Genomic DNA, 17,251 nt, shown 5'->3' on the forward strand with positions numbered 1-17,251 from the left:
GGGGTCGCGGTCCTGCCGGGCAGCGGCCCCGACTTTCCTCGCCAAATAGGACTAACTACTCTCAAAGCATGTCAGCCCCCTCGGCCTCCGCCGCCTCTCCGCAGCCCGACGGCACATCGGACCCGATCGAGGCGGCGAAGCAGGCGACCCGCGGCCTCCAGGGCCTCTCCCCCGAGCTGACCGCACGCGTGCCACAGCTGCTCGAAGCGATGCGTTCCGTCGGCGCCGGGCTCGAACTGCACACCACGCTGGACCGCATCTGCGAGACGGCGGCCGAGCTCGCGGACGCCCACTACGCGGCGATCGGCGTCGTCTCCGAAGACGGCAAGGGCCTGTCCGACTTCGTCTACTTCGGCATCGACGAGAAGACCGCCGAGCGGATCGGGCGCCTGCCCGACGGGCACAAGGGGCTGCTCGGCGCGCTCATCCACCAGCCGGAGACCCTGCGCCTCGCGGACCTGTCCACCGATCCGCGCTCGTGCGGCTTCCCCGCCCATCACCCGCCGATGCGGACCTTCCTCGGCGTTCCCATCCGCGTCCAGGGCGAAATCTTCGGCAACCTCTATCTGACGGAGAAGCGGGGCGGCGCCGACTTCAACGAGTACGACGTGCACATGGTCCGCGTGCTCGCCACGGAGGCGGGCATCGCCATCGGCAACGCACGCCTCTATGAAGCCGCCATGCAGCGCGAACGCTGGATCGACGGCTCCGTGGCGGTCACCACGGCGCTGCTCTCGGGCAGCGACGCGGAGGAGTCGCTCGCCGTCGTCGCCGAACAGGCCCGCCATCTCGCCGACTCGGCCGCCGGGATCGTGCTCCTGCCCGACGACGAGGGCGGCATGGAGATCGTCGCCGTCTCCTCGGACGAACCCTCCGGGATGCTCGGCGTGGTCATCCCCCCGGAGTCCCGGATCGTCACCGATCTGCTCGCCGGGGACTCCGTGTTCCTCGACGACGCGGCCACGGATCCGCGCGTCATGACCGACCTCGCCCGCGACTACGGCCCCGTCATGATGCTGCCGCTCCAGAGCGACGGCCGCGTCATGGGGACACTCGTCACGCCACGCGCGCGTGGCGCACGGCAGTTCAGCGAGACCGAGCGGACCCTCGCCACCCAGTTCGCCTCGCAGGCCGCGCTCGCGCTGATGATGGCCGAGGCACAGCGCGACCGGGAACGGCTCGCGGTGTACGAGGACCGCGACCGGATCGCGCGGGACCTGCACGACCTCGTCATCCAGCGCCTGTTCGCCACCGGGATGATGCTGGAGAGCGCCCAGCGCAGGTCCGTCGTGCCCGAGGTGCAGACGGGTGTGGGCAAGGCCGTCGACGAACTGGACGTGACGATCCAGGAGATCCGTACGGCGATCTTCGCCTTGCAGCAGGGTCCGGCCGAGGCTCCCTCCGGGCTGCGTACGCGTGTCCTGCGCGAGATCAACATGGCCGCGGTGCCGCTCGGCTTCAAGCCCTCGCACCACTTCGTGGGACCCGTCGACACGGTCGTCGGTGAACTCACCGGCAAGAACCTCATCGCGGCCTTGCGGGAGGCGCTGTCCAACGCGTTCCGGCACGCGGGCGCCGACCGCATCGACGTCGTCGTCGACGGGACGGCGGTCCTCCCCGACGGGCAGCAGGGCGTACGCCTGACGGTGTCGGACGACGGGGTGGGCATCGCGCAGGGCGGTCGGCGCAGCGGCCTGAAGAACCTCAAGAGGCGGGCGGAGTCGCTGGGCGGCGACAGTTGGTACGGGGGCGGCATCGGGGAGGACGGCGGCGGTACGACGGTGGTGTGGCAGGCGCCGTACTGAGCGCCCCGCGAACAGGGCATCGGCGGGCCCCTGTTCAGCCGTACGGCAGTGGTCCGTTCGGGGCACCGGGTGCCCCGGGTGTACGAGTTGAGCAGGACCCCGCGACGGGAGCAGGGCAACGATCCCTGACATGCGCCTGAGCCACCGCGGTACCCACCATCCGCTCTTCACCGTGTCGGTGCTGCTGTGCGCGCTCCTGTGCCCCACGCCCGCCGAGGCCTCCGAAGGACCGGGCACGAGCGCCGAGGTGGCGCGCCTCTACGAAGAGGCCTCCGCGGCGACCGTGCGCTACGAAGCGGGGCGGCGTGCCGCCAAGGTGCAGCACAAGAAGGTCCGGAAACTGGACCGGCTCCTCACGAAGGAGCGGCACGCGGTCGATGTGCTGCACGGGGACCTCGGCCGGATGGCCAGCGCCCAGTACCGCAGCGGCGGTGACCTCCCCCAGACCGCCCAACTCCTGCTCGCCGACAGCCCCGAAGAGCTGATGCGCGGTCAGCGCCTGCTGTGGCAGGCGGATCTCGCCGTCACGAACGCCGTCACCAAGACCCAGCGGGCCGCCGCCAGGCTCGCGGACGCCAAGCGGACGGCGGACCGGGCCAGACGGACCCTGGACCGGCGCAACGCGAGCCTCGCGAAGCTGAAACGCGGGATCGAGAGCAAGCTGGAGTCGGCGCGGTGGACGCTGCAGGGCGAGGCCGACCGGTCGGTCGCCGCCGGGCAGTGCAGGGGAGCCGTACGCCTCGATCAGCCGGAATCGTCCTCCACGCGCGCGTGGGTTCCGCCCGTGGAGACGTACGAACTGTCGGCGGGCTTCGACAGCGCGGGTGCGCGCTGGTCGCATCGGCACACCGGGCAGGACTTCGCGGTCGGCATCGGGGCGCCGGTCCGGGCGGTCGGCGAGGGCCGGGTGGAGTCCGTGTCGTGCGGGGGAGGCTTCGGCATCGAGGTCGTGGTGGCGCACGAGGGCGGCTACTACACGCAGTACGCGCACCTGGCCGCCGTCACCGTCGACCAGGGGGAACGGGTGAGCCCCGGCCAGTGGCTCGGGCAGGCGGGCACGACCGGCAACTCGACGGGTCCGCACCTGCACTTCGAGGTGCGGCTGACGCCGGATCTGGGGTCCGGGGTGGACCCGGTGAAGTGGCTGGACGAGCGGGGAGTGCAGCTCTGACCGCCACGGCTCCACCCCGGCTGCCGCCTACTGCTCCTGCTGCTCGCTCAGGATCCGCTCGATGACGACCGCGACGCCGTCCTCGTTGTTGGCGACCGTGCGGCCCGAAGCGGCGGCGAGCACGTCCGGGTGTGCGTTGCCCATCGCGTACGACGTGTGCGCCCAGGTGAGCATCTCGATGTCGTTCGGCATGTCCCCGAAGGCGACGACCTCCGCGGGCGTGATGCCGCGCTCGGCGCAGCACAGCTCCAGGGTGCTGGCCTTGGAGACGCCGGGACCGCTGATCTCGAGCAGGGCGCTCGGGCTCGAACGGGTGATCTCCACCTGGCCGCGCACGGCCGCGCGGGCCATGACGAGGAAGTCGTCGGGCGCGATCTCGGGGTGGAAGGCGAGGACCTTCAGGATGGGCTGGGTCGCGTTGTCGGAGTCCTCGGCGAGGAGCTTCTCCGCGGGGGCGATGCTCTCGCCGGGCTCCAGGTGCAGGGGCGGGTACGTCGGTTCGTGGTGCAGTCCGCCGGTCCGCTCGACCGCGAAGGACGTGCCGGGGGCCGCCGCGCGCAGGAGACGGACGACGTCGAGCGCGTCCTCGCGCCGCAGCTCGCGCACCTTCACGAAGCGGTGGCCGCCCGAGCCGTCGTGCAGGTCGACCACGGCGGCGCCGTTCCCGCAGATGGCGAGGCCGTGCCCGTGGACGTGCGAGCTGACGACGTCCATCCAGCGGGCCGGCCGACCGGTGACGAAGAAGACCTCGATCCCGGCCCGCTCGGCGGCGGCGAGTGCGGCGACGGTGCGGTCGGACACGGACTTGTCGTCACGCAGCAGGGTGCCGTCCAGGTCCGTGGCGATCAGTCGGGCCTTGGGCCGGTGGGGGACGGAGGCGGCCGGGGACTTGGGCCGTGGGGTAGCTGAGGTCACGCCATCGATTGTCCCGCATATACGTGCACGGGCGTGCGCTGGGGCGCACATCTGAGTGCCTTTACGCCCCTGCTGTGCTGCCTCCCAGCTGGACCAGGGCCTCCGTGGCGATCCGCTCGAAGACCTTCTCGTCGGCCGCGAAATCCGTCCCTGGCAGCGGCCAGTGCAGAACGATCTCGTTGAAGCCCAGCTCAGCGTGGTTGCCGGCGAAGTCCACGAACGCGTCGAAGGAGTCGAGGGGGCGGTCCGGGGTGAAGCCGGTGAGCAGGATCTTGTCGAGCTCGGCGACATCGCGGCCGATCGCGTCGCAGGCCGTGGCCAGCTTCTCGGCCTGGCCGCGGATGGCTTGAAGTGACTGCTCGGGGGTGCCGTTCTCGAAGAGCTTCGGGTCGCCCGTGGTCACCCACGCCTGCCCGTGGCGCGCGGCGAGCTTCAGGCCGCGCGGTCCGGTGGCGGCCACCGCGAAGGGGAGCCGGGGGCGCTGGACGCAGCCCGGGATGTTCCGCACCTCGGATGCCGAGTAGTACTCGCCCTCGTACGAGACGACGTCTTCGGTAAGGAGGCGGTCGAGCAGGGGCAGGAACTCGCCGAAGTGATCGGCACGCTCGCGCGGGGTCCAGGGCTCCTCACCCGACTTGAGCAGCGCGGTGGCGTCGAAGCCGTTGCCGCCCGCGCCGATGCCGAGGGTGATCCGGCCGTCGGAGACGTCGTCCAGCGTGATCAGGCCCTTGGCGAGGGTCACCGGGTGCCGGAAGTTCGGCGAGGTGACCAGAGTGCCCAGGCGCAGCCTGTCGGTGGCGGCCGCGGCGGCGGTCAGGGTCGGCACCGCGCCGAACCAGGGCCCGTCGCGGAAGGTCCGCCAGGAGAGGTGGTCGTAGGTGTACGCGGTGTGGAAGCCCAGCTCCTCGGCCCGCTGCCAACGCTCCTTGCCGCCCTCGTGCCAGCGGCGGACAGGCAGGATCACGGTGCTCAGACGCAAACTCATGTATCAGAGCGTATGCCCCCGCGGGCCGGTCCGGCTTTCAGCGGAACCTGCTGCTCAGCCGCGGTACCTGCTGCTCAGCCAGGGGGTGAGGACGACCATCGGGATGTACTCCTTGTGCGTCCGGTCGCCCGGCAGCGGCACGATCAGGTGGTAGCCGGGAGGGAAGCGCCGCCCTTTCACATGGGCGAGACCGCCGAGGACCGATCGCAGGAACGCGGGCACGTGGTCGCGCGGGATGTCGGCGCATTCGACGCCCTCGACGGTGATCAGCGCGTCGTCGTCGGGGTAGAGCCGCACCGAGAGGCGGGGCGGGCCGCCGAATTCCACGAAGGCCTCGTGGGGCAGTGATCCGTCGGGGTCGGTGGTCACGCCGATCCCCGCCGCGCTGCGGCGCGAGGTCTGGTCGGCACCGATGTCGTGCGAGATCTCCAGCTCCCGCTCGTACTCCTGGGCGATCTCACGGAGTGCGGCGAGCGCGGCCTCGGTGCTGTGCAGATGCTCCATGCCCGTCGATCCTGCCTGATCCTGTCCGGTCCTACCTGGTCAGTGCCCTGCTCAGCGCGTGGTCAGTGTCTGGTCAGTGCTTGTCCGGGAAGCGGAGATAGGCAGGGGGCACGGCGCTGGTGAGCCAGACTCCATTGGCGCTGACCTGGAACACATGTCCGTCGCGGTGCATCGCGCCGGCGTCGACGGAGAGCACGACGGGGCGCCCGCGGCGGGCGCCGACGCGGGTGGCGGTCGCGCGGTCGGGCGAGAGATGCACGGCATGGCGGTTCATGGGCCGCAGGCCTTCGGCGCGGATCGCGGCCATATTGCGGGCCACCGTGCCGTGGAAGAGATACGCGGGCGGGGCCGCCGGAGGCAGATTGAGGTCGACGTCGACGGAGTGGCCCTGACTGGCATGGATCCGGTCGCCTTCCACGGCGAAGCGCTTCTTGTCGTTCACGGCCACCACGTGCTCCAGCTCGGCGCGGGTGAAGCGGAAACCGTGCGCCGCCGCGGCGGCGAGGAGGGCGTCGATCTCCGTCCAGCCGCTCTCGTCGAGGGTGAGCCCGATTCTGCCGGGCTCGTGACGCAGATGCTTTGAAAGGTATTTCGACACCTTCACGGTGCGCCGCGCGGTGGCCGCTTCGTCGGAGGGGAAGTCGGAGGGGGCGTCCGAGGGCGCGTCCGAGGGGGGTTCTCTATTCATCCGTTCAGCCTCGCTCCGAACCGTTCTCCCCGCACTTGATTTTCGTCCACCGACTTTTCATCCATCACTTTTCGTCCACAGGTTTGATCCACAGCCAAGTCCAGTTATCCACAGGGGAATTGGCGATTCTGTGGACAACGACCAAGCGATTCAGGTCTTTTGACCAACAAATCCACTATTGCTGTGACTTGCGGCAAGTGAGTCCAATGTCCTGGCCTGTACTTCCCGTTCAGTGGCCGCTGAGATGAACGCGGCAGCGTTCTCCCGCCCAACAAGCCCCTCGACGGCCTGCATTGTCGAAGCGGGCAAGGCCACCGGAAGCGGCTCATTCGTGCGCTGGGCGGGCTGACCCGACGCGAGGTGGTGCTGGAGGTGACGGGTGGCGAACAGGCGCATCGCGCGGGCCAGTTCGGCATCGACCGACTGCTGGGCGAGCGGCCTCAGGCGCCGTACCAGGGCGGCCGCTTCCGCGGCGTCAGCCTCGCTCGGCGGGTGATTCCCGAGATAACGCGCGAAGACGTGCTCGGTCGTGAACTCCAGGAAACGGGCGGCTATGTGCTCGACCTGTCCTCTCAACTCCCGTAGATGGCCGGAGATTGCGGACAACGGAACACCGGCAGCATGCAACTCCACGGCGACCGCGAGCTCTTGAGGGCTCGGCACCAGGAATTCGTCGTCACGGCCCGGCATGGGCTCGAGCACGCCGAGTGCGATCGCGTCGGCCACCGCCGCCTCGTCCGGATCGCCGCCGAACGCCGCGTCCAGCTCTGCCCGGGTCATCCGGTCGGCCTTCTCGTCCGTCCATGGTCCTTCGACCTCGGCGGCGAGCCCCAGGACACCGCTGAGCCCCCGGCCCGCGTCCCAGGCCTCGAGCAGCTCCTTGATGGAGGCCAGGGTGTAGCCCCGGTCGAGCAGATCGGCGATCTGCCGCAACCGGGACAGATGCGCGTCGCCGTACACATTGGCCCGGCCGCGCCGCTCGGGCCGGGGGAGCAGGCCGCGGTCCTGGTAGGCGCGGATCGTACGGACCGTGGCGCCGCTGTGGTGCGCCAGGTCCTCGATGCGGTACTCCACGGGCCTGGGCTCGGTGCCGTGGTGCTCCACGGGCCTGGGCTCGGTGCCGTGGTGCTCCATCGGCCTGGGCTCCGTGCCGTGGTGTTCCACCGCCACCTGCCCCGCCACCTGCCCCGCCATCTGCCCCGCGTCCGACTGCTCGTCCACGCTCCCCGCCTCCGTAAACCCTCGTGCTAGGCGATGGCCGCGCGGCCGACCGCAGCGGCCGCGGCCCGCGCCGCGGGTGACTCCGCCAGATATTCGACGGCCTTGCGCAGCGAGCCTTCCTGCGAGGGATGGTACGACCGCCGCAGATAGCGGGGTATGGCCGTGCCGAGCTCCCGCCATGTGGGCAGCAGGCCCTTCCGGACCGCCTTGTTGTGCTCGCCCAGCGAGTAGCGAAGACGCCCCGCGAGCTGGGGGTCCCGGCGCATCAGATAGGCGGTGCCCCAGACCCACAGGTACAGCATCACGGGCGCGGTGACCGTCATGCCGGCGATGCGGCGGGCATAGCGGGACAGGCCTTCGCCGCCGCAGTGCTGGTACATGTCGAAGGCGACCGAGCGGTGCTCGACCTCCTCCGCGCCGTGCCAGCGCAGCAGGTCGAGCATGACCTCGTCGGCGTCCGCCTGGTCCAGGCCCTCGGCGTGCAGCACCCAGTTCCCCAGGACCGCCGTGAACTGCTCGATCGCCGCGACGACCGCGAGGCGGAAGCGCAGCCACTCCTGCGTCGGTATCGGCGCGCCCAACGGCGGGTTCTCGCCCAGGAGTTTCTCGAAGAGGAAGTCGACGTACTTGGTGAAGGCGGCGGTGTCGAGCCGCTGCGCCGCCAGGTGGTCGAGCACATGCGCGTGCTGCACGCTGTGCGTGGCCTCCTGGCCCATGAACCCCTTGACGTCCTTGAGCAGTACCGGATCGGTGACCAGGGGCAGGCCTTCCTTGAAGACCTTCACGAACCACCGCTCCCCCGCCGGGAGAAGCAGATGCAGCACGTTGATGACGTGGGTGGCGGTGGGCTCGTCCGGTATCCAGTGCAGCGGGGTCCGCTCCCAGTCGAACGAGACCCTGCGCGGAACGATCGTGTAATGCTCCTCGGTGTTCGTGTCGGTGCTCTTCTCCGTGCTCACAGCGGCGGCTCCAATCGGGCGATCGCACGCAGGGCCTTGGGCGTGAAGCGGGACATGAGGTGGGCGCCACGGGCCTCCGGGGTGACCGGGACCACGGCCTGGTTCTTGACGACCGCGCGCAGGATCGCGTCGGCGACCTTCTCCGGCGGGTAGTTCCGCAGGCCGTACAGGCGGGAGGCCTTCTTCTGGCGGCGCTTCTCCTCTTCGGCGTCGACTCCGGCGAAGTGGCTGGTCGCCGTGATGTTCGTGTTCACCAGGCCCGGGCATATCGCGGAGACCCCGATGCCCTGGCCCGCCAGCTCCGCGCGCAGGCACTCGCTCAGCATCAGGACCGCCGCCTTGGACGTGCTGTAGGCGGGCAGGGCCTTGGAGGGCTGATACGCCGCCGCGGACGCGGTGTTGACGATGTGGCCGCCCTGGCCGCGCTCGGCCATCTGCTTGCCGAAGAGCCGGCAGCCGTGGATCACGCCCCACAGATTGACGTCGAGGACCTTCTTCCAGTCCTCGGAGGTCGTGTCGAGGAATGAGCCGGAGAGGCCGATGCCCGCGTTGTTCACCAGGACGTCGACGATGCCGTACTCCCTGGCGACCTTCTCGGCGAGCTTCTCCATGGCCTGCTCGTCGGACACGTCGACCGTCTCGCCCCAGGCTTCGGGGGCGCCGACCAGCCGGGACATCTCCGCCGTGCGCGCCGCGCTCTCCGCGTCCCGGTCGACGGCCACCACACGCGCGCCCGCCTCGGCGAACGCGAAGGCGGTGGCCCGGCCGATGCCGCTGCCCGCGCCGGTGATCAGGACCAGCTGGCCGCCGAAGCGGTCGGCGTGCTTGCCCGTGGCCACACTGTCGTTCGTGGGCACGCCGTCCTCATTGCTGGTGACGAAGTCGGTGATCCATGCCGCCAGCTGGTCGGGGCGGGTGCGCGGCACCCAGTGCTTGGCCGGGATGCTGCGGCGCACCAATTCCGGTGCCCACAGCTCCAGTTCGTCGTAGAGCCGCTCCGACAGGAAGATGTCGCCGGACGGCGTGATGAGCTGCACGGGCGCGTGGGCGTAGGCATCGGTGCGGGGCCTGCGCATCCGCGCGCGGACGTTGTCGCGGTAGAGCCACGCTCCGTGCGCGGCGTCCGAGGGCAGTGACGACGTCGGGTAGTCGCCCGCGGGCACCTTCTCCATGCGCTGGAGGATCTTCGGCCACTGCTTGCCGAGAGGGCCGCGCCAGGCGAGCTCGGGGAGCACCGGCGTGTGCAGCATGTACACGTACCAGGACTTGGCGCCCTGGCCGAGGAGCTGGCCGACCTTGCGCGGTGTGGGCCGGGTCATCCGCTTCTTGATCCAGTGCCCGAAGTGGTCGAGCGAGGGCCCCGACATCGAGGTGAAGGACGCGATGCGCCCCTCGGTGCGCTTGACGGTGACGAACTCCCAGGCCTGCACCGAACCCCAGTCGTGGCCGACCAGGTGCACCGGCTTGTCCGGGCTCACCGCATCGGCGACGGCCACGAAGTCATCGGTCAGCTTCTCCAGGGTGAACCCGCCGCGCAGCGGCTGCGGAGCCGTCGACCTGCCGTGGCCGCGCACGTCGTAGAGCACGACATGGAAGCGGTCGGCGAGGCGCTCGGCGACCTGTGACCACACCTCCTTGGAGTCGGGATATCCGTGGACGAGCAGCACCGTGGGCTGTGTCGGGTCGCCCAGCTCGGCGACGCACAGCTCTACTCCGCCCGTACGCACCCAGCGCTCGCGGGCGCCCTCGATCCCCTTGGTGATTCCTTCCGTGCTCATGCGGCGGCCCTCTCCTCAGCCCAGCGCCGCACATGCGGCAGATCGTCATCCAGCCAGAACGCGCTCTGCTCGGGGTCCTTGGAGTCGGTGACGACCAGGATCTCCTCGAACTTCGCGCCCGTACCCCTGAATCCGAGGTGCGGTTCGACCGCCCAGAGCCCCGGCTGGGGCGGGTGGTCGGAGAATTTGTACGGCGACCACAGCGGCGACCAGCCGTCCCGGTGCCCATGGATCGCGTCGCTCGCCAGACCCTTCAGGGACTGCGTGCCGAAGCCGAAGACATGCGGCGACCTGCGGCGCTCCTTGACCCGGTCGATCTTGTGCGCGATGACGCCGAAGGGATACGCGCGATGGCGGTTGGCATAGCCCTGGCGGACCATGAGCCGGTCCACGTCCTCATAGATCTCGCGCAGCGTGCGGCGCTCACGCACCTCGCGCAGGAGCAGCTCGCGGTGCGCCTCCAGGTCGGAGAGCAGCTTGTCGTGCAGGGGGTTCAGGCCCAGGCAGCCGGAGTAGCCGATGTCCGCCGTGTATCCCTTGTAGACCGGGGCCATGTCGAGGATGAAAGGCATCCCGGGCTCAAGGCGGCGGTTGGTGGGGAAGAACTGCAGCGGTATCCGGAAGTTCGCGAACGCCGTGCGGTCCCCGAACCAGGCGAAGGGCAGGTGGAACCAGTCCCGCACACCCCGCTCCCGCAGCCACTCACGCTGCATCCGCGCCGCCTCGCGCTCGGTCACGCCCGGCTTGAGCTGCGCCGCGACCGCCTCCGCGCATTCATACGCGAGGGTCTGTACTTCCCTGAACCCCCGCAGTTCCGCGGAGAGTTCGCCTGCCACTGCTGAGGTCATGCCACCGTCCGTCCGTGTCCGTCATCGCAGTCCGCGTGACCGGTCCATCGCAGTACGCGTCCGTAACTTGACACTGATGAATGTGACAATGCTCAGCGGCTACGTCAATAGCTGTGCACGAGCCGGGCCGGACTCCGGGGTAGACCGAGGGGTATCCCCCAGGGGGCGACCTCAGGACGACCCCTACGGGCCCGTAATACCCGAGAGTGACGCGAGGACAGCACCCTGGTCTGACGCTCGATGTGGTCTGCGCCACTACCTTCGAAATGTGACTGTGATCGCGACCGAAAGCCTGAGCAAGCGGTTCCCGAGGGTGACCGCGCTTGACCGGCTCTCCATGGATATCGGGCCCGGTGTAACCGGACTCGTCGGAGCCAATGGAGCCGGCAAGTCCACACTGATCAAGATCCTGCTGGGTCTGTCCCCCGCCACGGAGGGCACCGCCGCTGTGCTCGGCCTCGACGTCGCCACCAGTGGCGGCCAGATCCGTGAGCGCGTCGGCTATATGCCCGAGCACGACTGCCTGCCGCCCGATGTGTCGGCCACCGAATTCGTCGTCCACATGGCGCGCATGTCGGGACTGCCGCCCACGGCGGCCCGCGAGCGCACCGCGGACACCCTGCGGCACGTCGGTCTCTACGAGGAGCGCTATCGCCCCATCGGGGGTTATTCGACGGGGATGAAGCAGCGCGTGAAGCTCGCGCAGGCCCTCGTCCACGACCCCGACCTGGTCTTCCTGGACGAGCCGACCAACGGCCTCGACCCCGTGGGCCGTGACGAGATGCTGGGCCTCATCCGCCGCGTCCACACGGACTTCGGCATCTCCGTCCTGGTCACCTCGCACCTGCTCGGTGAGCTGGAGCGCACCTGCGACCACGTCGTCGTCATCGACGGCGGCAAGCTCCTGCGGTCCAGCTCCACCACCGACTTCACCCAGACCACCACGACGCTGGCCGTCGAGGTGACGGACACCGACGAACACCCCGACGGCACCAAGGTGTTCCGCGAGGCGCTGCAAGGCCGCGGGGTCGCCACCCACGAGGGAAGCGGCCTGCCCGGTGCCGGGCACACCGTGCTGCTCGAAGCGGTCGGCGACGAGACGTACGACCTGGTGCGCGATCTCGTCGCGGACCTCGGCCTCGGCCTGGTCCGGATGGAACAGCGCAGGCACCACATCGCAGAGGTCTTCCAGTCCGAGCAGGCAGAGCAGCCCGAGCCGTCCGGACAGCCTCAACCGTCCCAGCAGGCAAAGCAGTCCGACCAGGAAGCGCGGAAGGAGGCGGTCCGCCATGGCGGTTGAGCAGCCCCCGGCACACGCCGGCGAACAGACCCAGATCCACAACATCGGCTATCGCAAGTACGACGGAGCTCGCCTGGGCCGCGCCTATGCCCGCCGCTCGCTCTTCTCCCAGAGCCTGCGCGGGGCGTACGGCCTCGGCCGCTCGGCCAAGTCCAAGGTCCTTCCCATGATCCTCTTCGCGGTGATGTGCGTCCCCGCCGCGATCATGGTGGCGGTCGCCGTGACCACGAAGGCGAACGACCTCCCCCTCGACTACACCCGCTACGCGATCGTGCTGCAGGCAGTGATCAGTCTCTATCTGGCCGCCCAGGCCCCCCAGACGGTCTCCCGCGACCTGCGCTTCAAGACCGTTCCCCTCTATTTCTCCCGCCCCATCGAGCACAGCGACTACGTACGCGCCAAGTTCGCGGCGATGGCCTCCGCCCTCTTCGTCCTCACGGCCGCACCGCTGCTCGTCCTCTACGTAGGCGCACTGCTCGCCAAGCTCGACTTCGCGGACCAGACGAAGGGCTTCGCCCAGGGGCTCGTCTCCGTGGCGCTGCTCTCGCTCCTCTTCTCCGGCATCGCGCTCGTCGTCTCGGCGATCACACCCCGCCGCGGCTTCGGGATCGCCGCCGTCATCGCCGTACTGACCATCAGCTACGGAGCGGTGTCCACGGTCCAGGCCATCGCCTACGAACAGGGCAGCACCGACGCCATCGCCTGGCTCGGCCTCTTCTCGCCGATCACGCTCATCGACGGCGTACAGACCGCCTTCCTCGGCGCGACCTCCGCCTTCCCCGGAGGGGAAGGCCCCTCGTCCGGCACGGGCGTGGTCTACGTGATCGTCGTCCTCGCCCTCATCGCGGGCTGCTACGGCGCACTGCTGCGCCGCTACCGAAAGGTCGGGCTGTGAGCACCATCAACATCGACCACACCTCCCGCTGGTTCGGCAACGTGGTGGCGGTCAACGACATCACGATGAACGTCGGTCCCGGCGTGACCGGCCTCCTCGGCCCGAACGGCGCGGGAAAGTCCACCCTCATCAACATGATGGGCGGCTTCCTCGCCCCCTCCACCGGCAGCGTCACCCTCGACGCCAAGCCGATCTGGCGCAACGAACAGATCTACAAGGACATCGGCATCGTCCCCGAGCGCGAGGCGATGTACGACTTCCTCACCGGTCGCGAATTCGTCGTCGCCAACGCCGAGTTGCACGGCCTGGACGAGCGGGCCGCGCACAAGGCCCTCGCCACGGTAGAGATGGAGTACGCGCAGGACCGCAAGATCTCGACGTACAGCAAGGGCATGCGCCAGCGCGTGAAGATGGCGTCCGCCCTCGTGCACGAACCGTCCGTGCTCCTGCTCGACGAGCCGTTCAACGGCATGGACCCCCGCCAGCGCATGCAGCTCATGGACCTGCTGCGGCGCATGGGGGACGAGGGCCGCACGGTCCTTTTCTCCTCGCACATCCTCGAAGAGGTCGAGCAACTGGCCTCGCACATCGAGGTGATCGTGGCCGGCCGGCACGCGGCCAGCGGCGACTTCCGCAAGATCCGCCGCCTGATGACCGACCGCCCGCACCGCTACCTCGTGCGTTCCAGCGACGACCGCGCCCTGGCCGCCGCCCTGATCGCAGACCCGTCGACGGCAGGAATCGAAGTCGACCTCAAGGAAGGCGCCCTGCGCATCCAAGCCATCGACTTCGGGCGCTTCACCGCCCTGTTGCCACGCATCGCCCGCGATCACGACATCCGGCTCCTGACGGTCTCGCCCTCGGACGAGTCCCTCGAGTCGGTCTTCTCCTATCTCGTCGCGGCCTGAAGGGAGCCATCGTGTACGACCCCACTGTCGCCCGGCTCACCTACCGGGCCCTGCTCGGCCGCCGCCGGGCTCTGATCCTCTTCGCCCTGCCTGTCCTGCTGATCGTCATCTCCGCCGCGGTCCGCGGATTCAGCGGCGCCGACGACCAGGTCGCCTCCGACCTCCTCGGCGGCTTCGCGCTCGCCACGATGGTGCCGATCATCGGCGTCATCGCGGGCACCGGAGCCATCGGCCCCGAGATCGACGACGGCTCCGTCGTCTATCTCCTCTCCAAGCCGGTCAAGCGCCCCACGATCATCCTCACCAAGCTCATCGTCGCCATCGCCGTGACCATGGCCTTCTCGGCGATCCCGACCTTCATCGCGGGCATGATCCTGAACGGCAACGGCCAGCAGATCGCGGTGGCCTACACCATCGCCGCCCTGGTCGCCTCGATCGCGTACGCGGCCCTCTTCCTGCTCCTGGGCACGATCACCCGGCACGCGGTGGTCTTCGGACTCGTCTACGCCCTCGTGTGGGAGGCGCTCTTCGGATCGCTGGTCGCCGGGGCACGCACGCTCAGCGTCCAGCAGTGGTCGCTCGCCGTCGCCCAGAAGACCGCGGGCGGCGACCTGGTCACCTCGGACGTCGGCCTCCCGGTCGCCACGGTGCTCCTGGTCGGCGTCACGGTCCTCGCCACGTGGTATGCCGGGCAGAAGCTGCGGTCGCTGACGCTGGCCGGGGAGGAGTGATTAATTCAGTGGCGGGCAATTCGAGGCGCGGGCACAGTAGTTGTGTCACCGCGCCACGAGCCTGGCGCCCGCTTACCGGGAGAGGAGCCGACGTGTCCATCACCAGTCCGTCGAGTTCCCGGCAGGGCAGCCCGCGGCAGGCTCCGGAGTAGTTACTCACTCCGTAGAGCCCCGCCACGGGGGAGTTGCCCGGGGCGGCCGCTTCGAGCGCGCACTTCGCTGCGCGGGCCGCCCACCCAACGTCGCACTGGAGCCGGGCACCGAATCTCTCGGTGCCCGGCTCCAGTGCGTTGGCTATGTCAGTGTGGTGGCCACGCCACGGTCAGTGTGGTGGCCACGTCCTCAGGCCAGGAACCGCTCGAGCACCGCCGCGATGCCGTCGTCCTCGTTCGACGTCGTCACCTCGTCCGCCACCGTCTTGAGTTCCTCGTGGGCGTTGGCCATCGCCACGCCATGTGCCGCCCAGCCGAACATCGGGATGTCGTTGGGCATGTCCCCGAAGGCGATCGTGTCCGCGGCCTTCGCGCCCAGGCGGCGCGCCGCGAGCGAAAGCCCCGTCGCCTTGGAGAGGCCGAGGGGAAGCAGTTCGACGATGCCCTCGCCGGCCATCGTCACGCCGACCAGACCACCCGCCACCTGACGCGCCACCGAGGCCAGCTCGTCGTCGCTCAGGCCCGGGTGCTGGACGTACACCTTGTTCAGCGGAGCCGACCACAGCTCGGCGACATCGGTGAACGGGACGGCGGGCAGCGGGCCGTCCTGGACCGCGTACCCAGGACCCACGATCACCTCGCCGTCGAGACCGTCACGGCTCGCGGCCAGCGCCAGCGGGCCGATCTCCGCCTCTATCTTGGCCAGGGCGAGGCCCGCCAGCTGCCGGTCGAGCGTGACCGACGTGAGCAGCCGGTGCTCGCCCGCGTGGTAGACCTGCGCGCCCTGCCCGCACACCGCCAGGCCGTCATAGCCCAGGTCGTCGAGGATGTGCCGGGTCCACGGCACGGCACGGCCGGTGACGATGATGTGCGCGGCGCCCGTCGCGGTGGCCGCGGTGAGCGCGTCGCGCGTGCGCGCCGAGACCGTGTCGTCGGAGCGCAGGAGCGTTCCGTCGAGGTCGGTCGCGACGAGCTTGTACGGGAAGGACGGCGTGGCGGGAGCAGGGTGGCTCACTTGTTGATGGGCTCCAAGATCTCTCGTCCCCCCAGGTACGGACGCAGCACCTCGGGCACCCACACGGAGCCGTCGGCCTGCTGGTGGTTCTCCAGGAGGGCGACGATCGTGCGCGGGACGGCGCAGAGCGTGCCGTTCAGCGTGGCGAGCGGCTGCGTCACCTTCTTGCCGTCGCTCTCGTCGCGCATCCGGATCGACAGGCGGCGCGACTGGAAGCTGTCGCAGTTCGACGCGGAGGTCAGCTCGCGGTACTTGCCCTGCGTCGGGATCCACGCCTCGCAGTCGAACTTCCGCGAAGCCGACGAGCCCAGGTCGCCCGTGGCCACGTCGATCACCTGGAACGGCAGACCGAGGCCGGTCAGCCACTGCTTCTCCCACTCCAGGAGCCGCTGGTGCTCGTTCTCCGCGTCCGCCGGGTCGACGTACGAGAACATCTCGACCTTGTCGAACTGGTGCACGCGGAAGATGCCGCGAGTGTCCTTGCCGTACGTGCCGGCCTCACGGCGGAAGCAGGGCGAGAAGCCCGCGTACCGCAGGGGCAGCTTGTCGGCGTCGATGATCTCGTCCATGTGGTAACCGGCGAGCGCGACCTCGGAGGTGCCGACCAGGTAGTAGTCGTCCTTCTCCAGGTGGTAGACGTTCTCGGCGGCCTGGCCGAGGAAGCCCGTGCCCTCCATGGCGCGCGGGCGGACCAGGGCGGGCGTCAGCATCGGGATGAACCCGGCCTCCGTCGCCTGCGCGATCGCCGCGTTCACCAGGGCCAGCTCGAGCAGTGCGCCGACACCCGTGAGGTAGTAGAAGCGCGATCCGGAGACCTTCGCGCCGCGCTCGACGTCGATGGCGCCGAGCATCTCGCCGAGCTCCAGGTGGTCCTTGGGCTCGAAGCCCTCGGCCGCGAAGTCGCGCGGGGTGCCGATCGTGTCGAGGACGACGAAGTCCTCCTCGCCGCCGACCGGGACGTCCGGGTGCACGAGGTTGCCCAGCTGGCCGAGGAGGCGCTTGGTCTCCTCATCCGCCTCGTCCTGGGCGGCGTTGGCCGCCTTGACGGCGGCGGAGAGCTCGCCGGCCTTCTTCAGGAGCTCGGCCTTCTCGTCACCCGAGGCCTTGGGGATGAGCTTGCCGAGCGCCTTCTGCTCGGAACGGAGCTCGTCGAAGCGGAGCCCGGACGACCTGCGCCGCTCGTCGGCGGAGAGCAGGAGGTCGACGAGCGCGACGTCCTCTCCACGGGCGCGCTGGGAGGCGCGAACACGGTCGGGGTCCTCACGGAGCAGGCGAAGGTCAATCACCCCACCAGGCTACCGTCGAGCGGTTCCGGCTCACGACTCGATATTCCACTCTGGGGCGTTATGGTCGATTTGCCGGAATGGGAATTCCCG

16 protein-coding genes are annotated in these 17,251 nt (G+C 69.6%); 6 read left to right on the forward strand and 10 right to left on the reverse strand.

The features are described from left to right. Nucleotides 1-68: 68 nt before the first annotated feature. Nucleotides 69-1,805 carry a GAF domain-containing sensor histidine kinase gene (locus tag M4V62_RS21910; protein ID WP_249588942.1) on the forward strand — a complete coding sequence of 579 codons (1,737 nt, stop codon included), beginning with the start codon at nucleotides 69-71 and terminating at the stop codon, nucleotides 1,803-1,805. Between the two features lie 130 nt (nucleotides 1,806-1,935). Beyond that, nucleotides 1,936-2,976 (forward strand): M23 family metallopeptidase, encoded by a 1,041-nt coding sequence (locus tag M4V62_RS21915; protein WP_249588943.1) that lies wholly within the window; start codon nucleotides 1,936-1,938, stop codon nucleotides 2,974-2,976. A gap of 27 nt (nucleotides 2,977-3,003) precedes the next feature. On the opposite strand, the gene M4V62_RS21920 is transcribed toward M4V62_RS21915, so the two are convergent. The 8 genes from M4V62_RS21920 to M4V62_RS21955 form a co-directional block, all read right to left on the reverse strand. Continuing rightward, nucleotides 3,004-3,891, reverse strand: coding sequence for a Cof-type HAD-IIB family hydrolase (locus M4V62_RS21920; RefSeq protein ID WP_249588944.1), 888 nt, complete (start codon nucleotides 3,889-3,891; stop codon nucleotides 3,004-3,006). Nucleotides 3,892-3,952: 61 nt separating this feature from the next. After that, nucleotides 3,953-4,876, reverse strand: a complete 924-nt coding sequence (locus M4V62_RS21925; protein ID WP_249588945.1) for an LLM class flavin-dependent oxidoreductase — start codon at nucleotides 4,874-4,876, stop codon at nucleotides 3,953-3,955. Between the two features lie 54 nt (nucleotides 4,877-4,930). After that, entirely contained in the window at nucleotides 4,931-5,380 is a 450-nt protein-coding gene (locus M4V62_RS21930) for a hypothetical protein (protein WP_249588946.1), read from the reverse strand. A gap of 73 nt (nucleotides 5,381-5,453) precedes the next feature. Then, nucleotides 5,454-6,068, reverse strand: a complete 615-nt coding sequence (locus M4V62_RS21935; protein ID WP_249588947.1) for an RNA 2'-phosphotransferase — start codon at nucleotides 6,066-6,068, stop codon at nucleotides 5,454-5,456. 150 nt (nucleotides 6,069-6,218) lie between these two features. After that, entirely contained in the window at nucleotides 6,219-7,202 is a 984-nt protein-coding gene (locus M4V62_RS21940; protein ID WP_425575115.1) for a MerR family transcriptional regulator, read from the reverse strand. Nucleotides 7,203-7,315: 113 nt separating this feature from the next. Next, on the reverse strand, nucleotides 7,316-8,248 hold the full coding sequence (locus tag M4V62_RS21945; protein ID WP_249588949.1) for a metal-dependent hydrolase: 933 nt from the start codon (nucleotides 8,246-8,248) through the stop codon (nucleotides 7,316-7,318). Further along, entirely contained in the window at nucleotides 8,245-10,026 is a 1,782-nt protein-coding gene (locus tag M4V62_RS21950) for an SDR family oxidoreductase (protein WP_249588950.1), read from the reverse strand. The genes M4V62_RS21945 and M4V62_RS21950 overlap by 4 nt, the downstream gene beginning before the upstream one ends. Then, nucleotides 10,023-10,874 (reverse strand): M24 family metallopeptidase, encoded by an 852-nt coding sequence (locus M4V62_RS21955; RefSeq protein ID WP_249588951.1) that lies wholly within the window; start codon nucleotides 10,872-10,874, stop codon nucleotides 10,023-10,025. Before M4V62_RS21955 ends, M4V62_RS21950 begins: the two co-directional genes overlap by 4 nt. A gap of 274 nt (nucleotides 10,875-11,148) precedes the next feature. Between M4V62_RS21955 and M4V62_RS21960 the strand changes: the two genes are divergently transcribed. The 4 genes from M4V62_RS21960 to M4V62_RS21975 are packed head-to-tail and all read left to right on the forward strand — an operon-like array spanning nucleotide 11,149 to nucleotide 14,708. Beyond that, the gene (locus M4V62_RS21960; RefSeq protein WP_249592929.1) at nucleotides 11,149-12,174 is read left to right on the forward strand and encodes an ABC transporter ATP-binding protein; all 1,026 of its coding nucleotides are present in this window, start codon (nucleotides 11,149-11,151) and stop codon (nucleotides 12,172-12,174) included. Further along, nucleotides 12,164-13,069: an ABC transporter permease gene (locus M4V62_RS21965; RefSeq protein WP_249588952.1), complete on the forward strand. Its 906-nt coding sequence runs from the start codon at nucleotides 12,164-12,166 to the stop codon at nucleotides 13,067-13,069. Before M4V62_RS21960 ends, M4V62_RS21965 begins: the two co-directional genes overlap by 11 nt. After that, the gene (locus tag M4V62_RS21970) at nucleotides 13,066-13,977 is read left to right on the forward strand and encodes an ABC transporter ATP-binding protein (protein WP_249588953.1); all 912 of its coding nucleotides are present in this window, start codon (nucleotides 13,066-13,068) and stop codon (nucleotides 13,975-13,977) included. Before M4V62_RS21965 ends, M4V62_RS21970 begins: the two co-directional genes overlap by 4 nt. 11 nt (nucleotides 13,978-13,988) lie before the next feature. Then, nucleotides 13,989-14,708 carry an ABC transporter permease gene (locus tag M4V62_RS21975; protein WP_249588954.1) on the forward strand — a complete coding sequence of 240 codons (720 nt, stop codon included), beginning with the start codon at nucleotides 13,989-13,991 and terminating at the stop codon, nucleotides 14,706-14,708. A 342-nt stretch (nucleotides 14,709-15,050) separates the two neighbouring features. Here the strand turns inward: M4V62_RS21975 and M4V62_RS21980 are convergent, their stop codons facing one another. Continuing rightward, nucleotides 15,051-15,875 carry an HAD family hydrolase gene (locus M4V62_RS21980; RefSeq protein ID WP_249588955.1) on the reverse strand — a complete coding sequence of 275 codons (825 nt, stop codon included), beginning with the start codon at nucleotides 15,873-15,875 and terminating at the stop codon, nucleotides 15,051-15,053. Continuing rightward, nucleotides 15,872-17,161 (reverse strand): serine--tRNA ligase, encoded by a 1,290-nt coding sequence (serS, locus tag M4V62_RS21985; RefSeq protein ID WP_249588956.1) that lies wholly within the window; start codon nucleotides 17,159-17,161, stop codon nucleotides 15,872-15,874. Before serS ends, M4V62_RS21980 begins: the two co-directional genes overlap by 4 nt. Nucleotides 17,162-17,251: the final 90 nt, after the last annotated feature.

The organism is Streptomyces durmitorensis (genome assembly GCF_023498005.1).
Lineage (GTDB): Bacteria > Actinomycetota > Actinomycetes > Streptomycetales > Streptomycetaceae > Streptomyces > Streptomyces durmitorensis.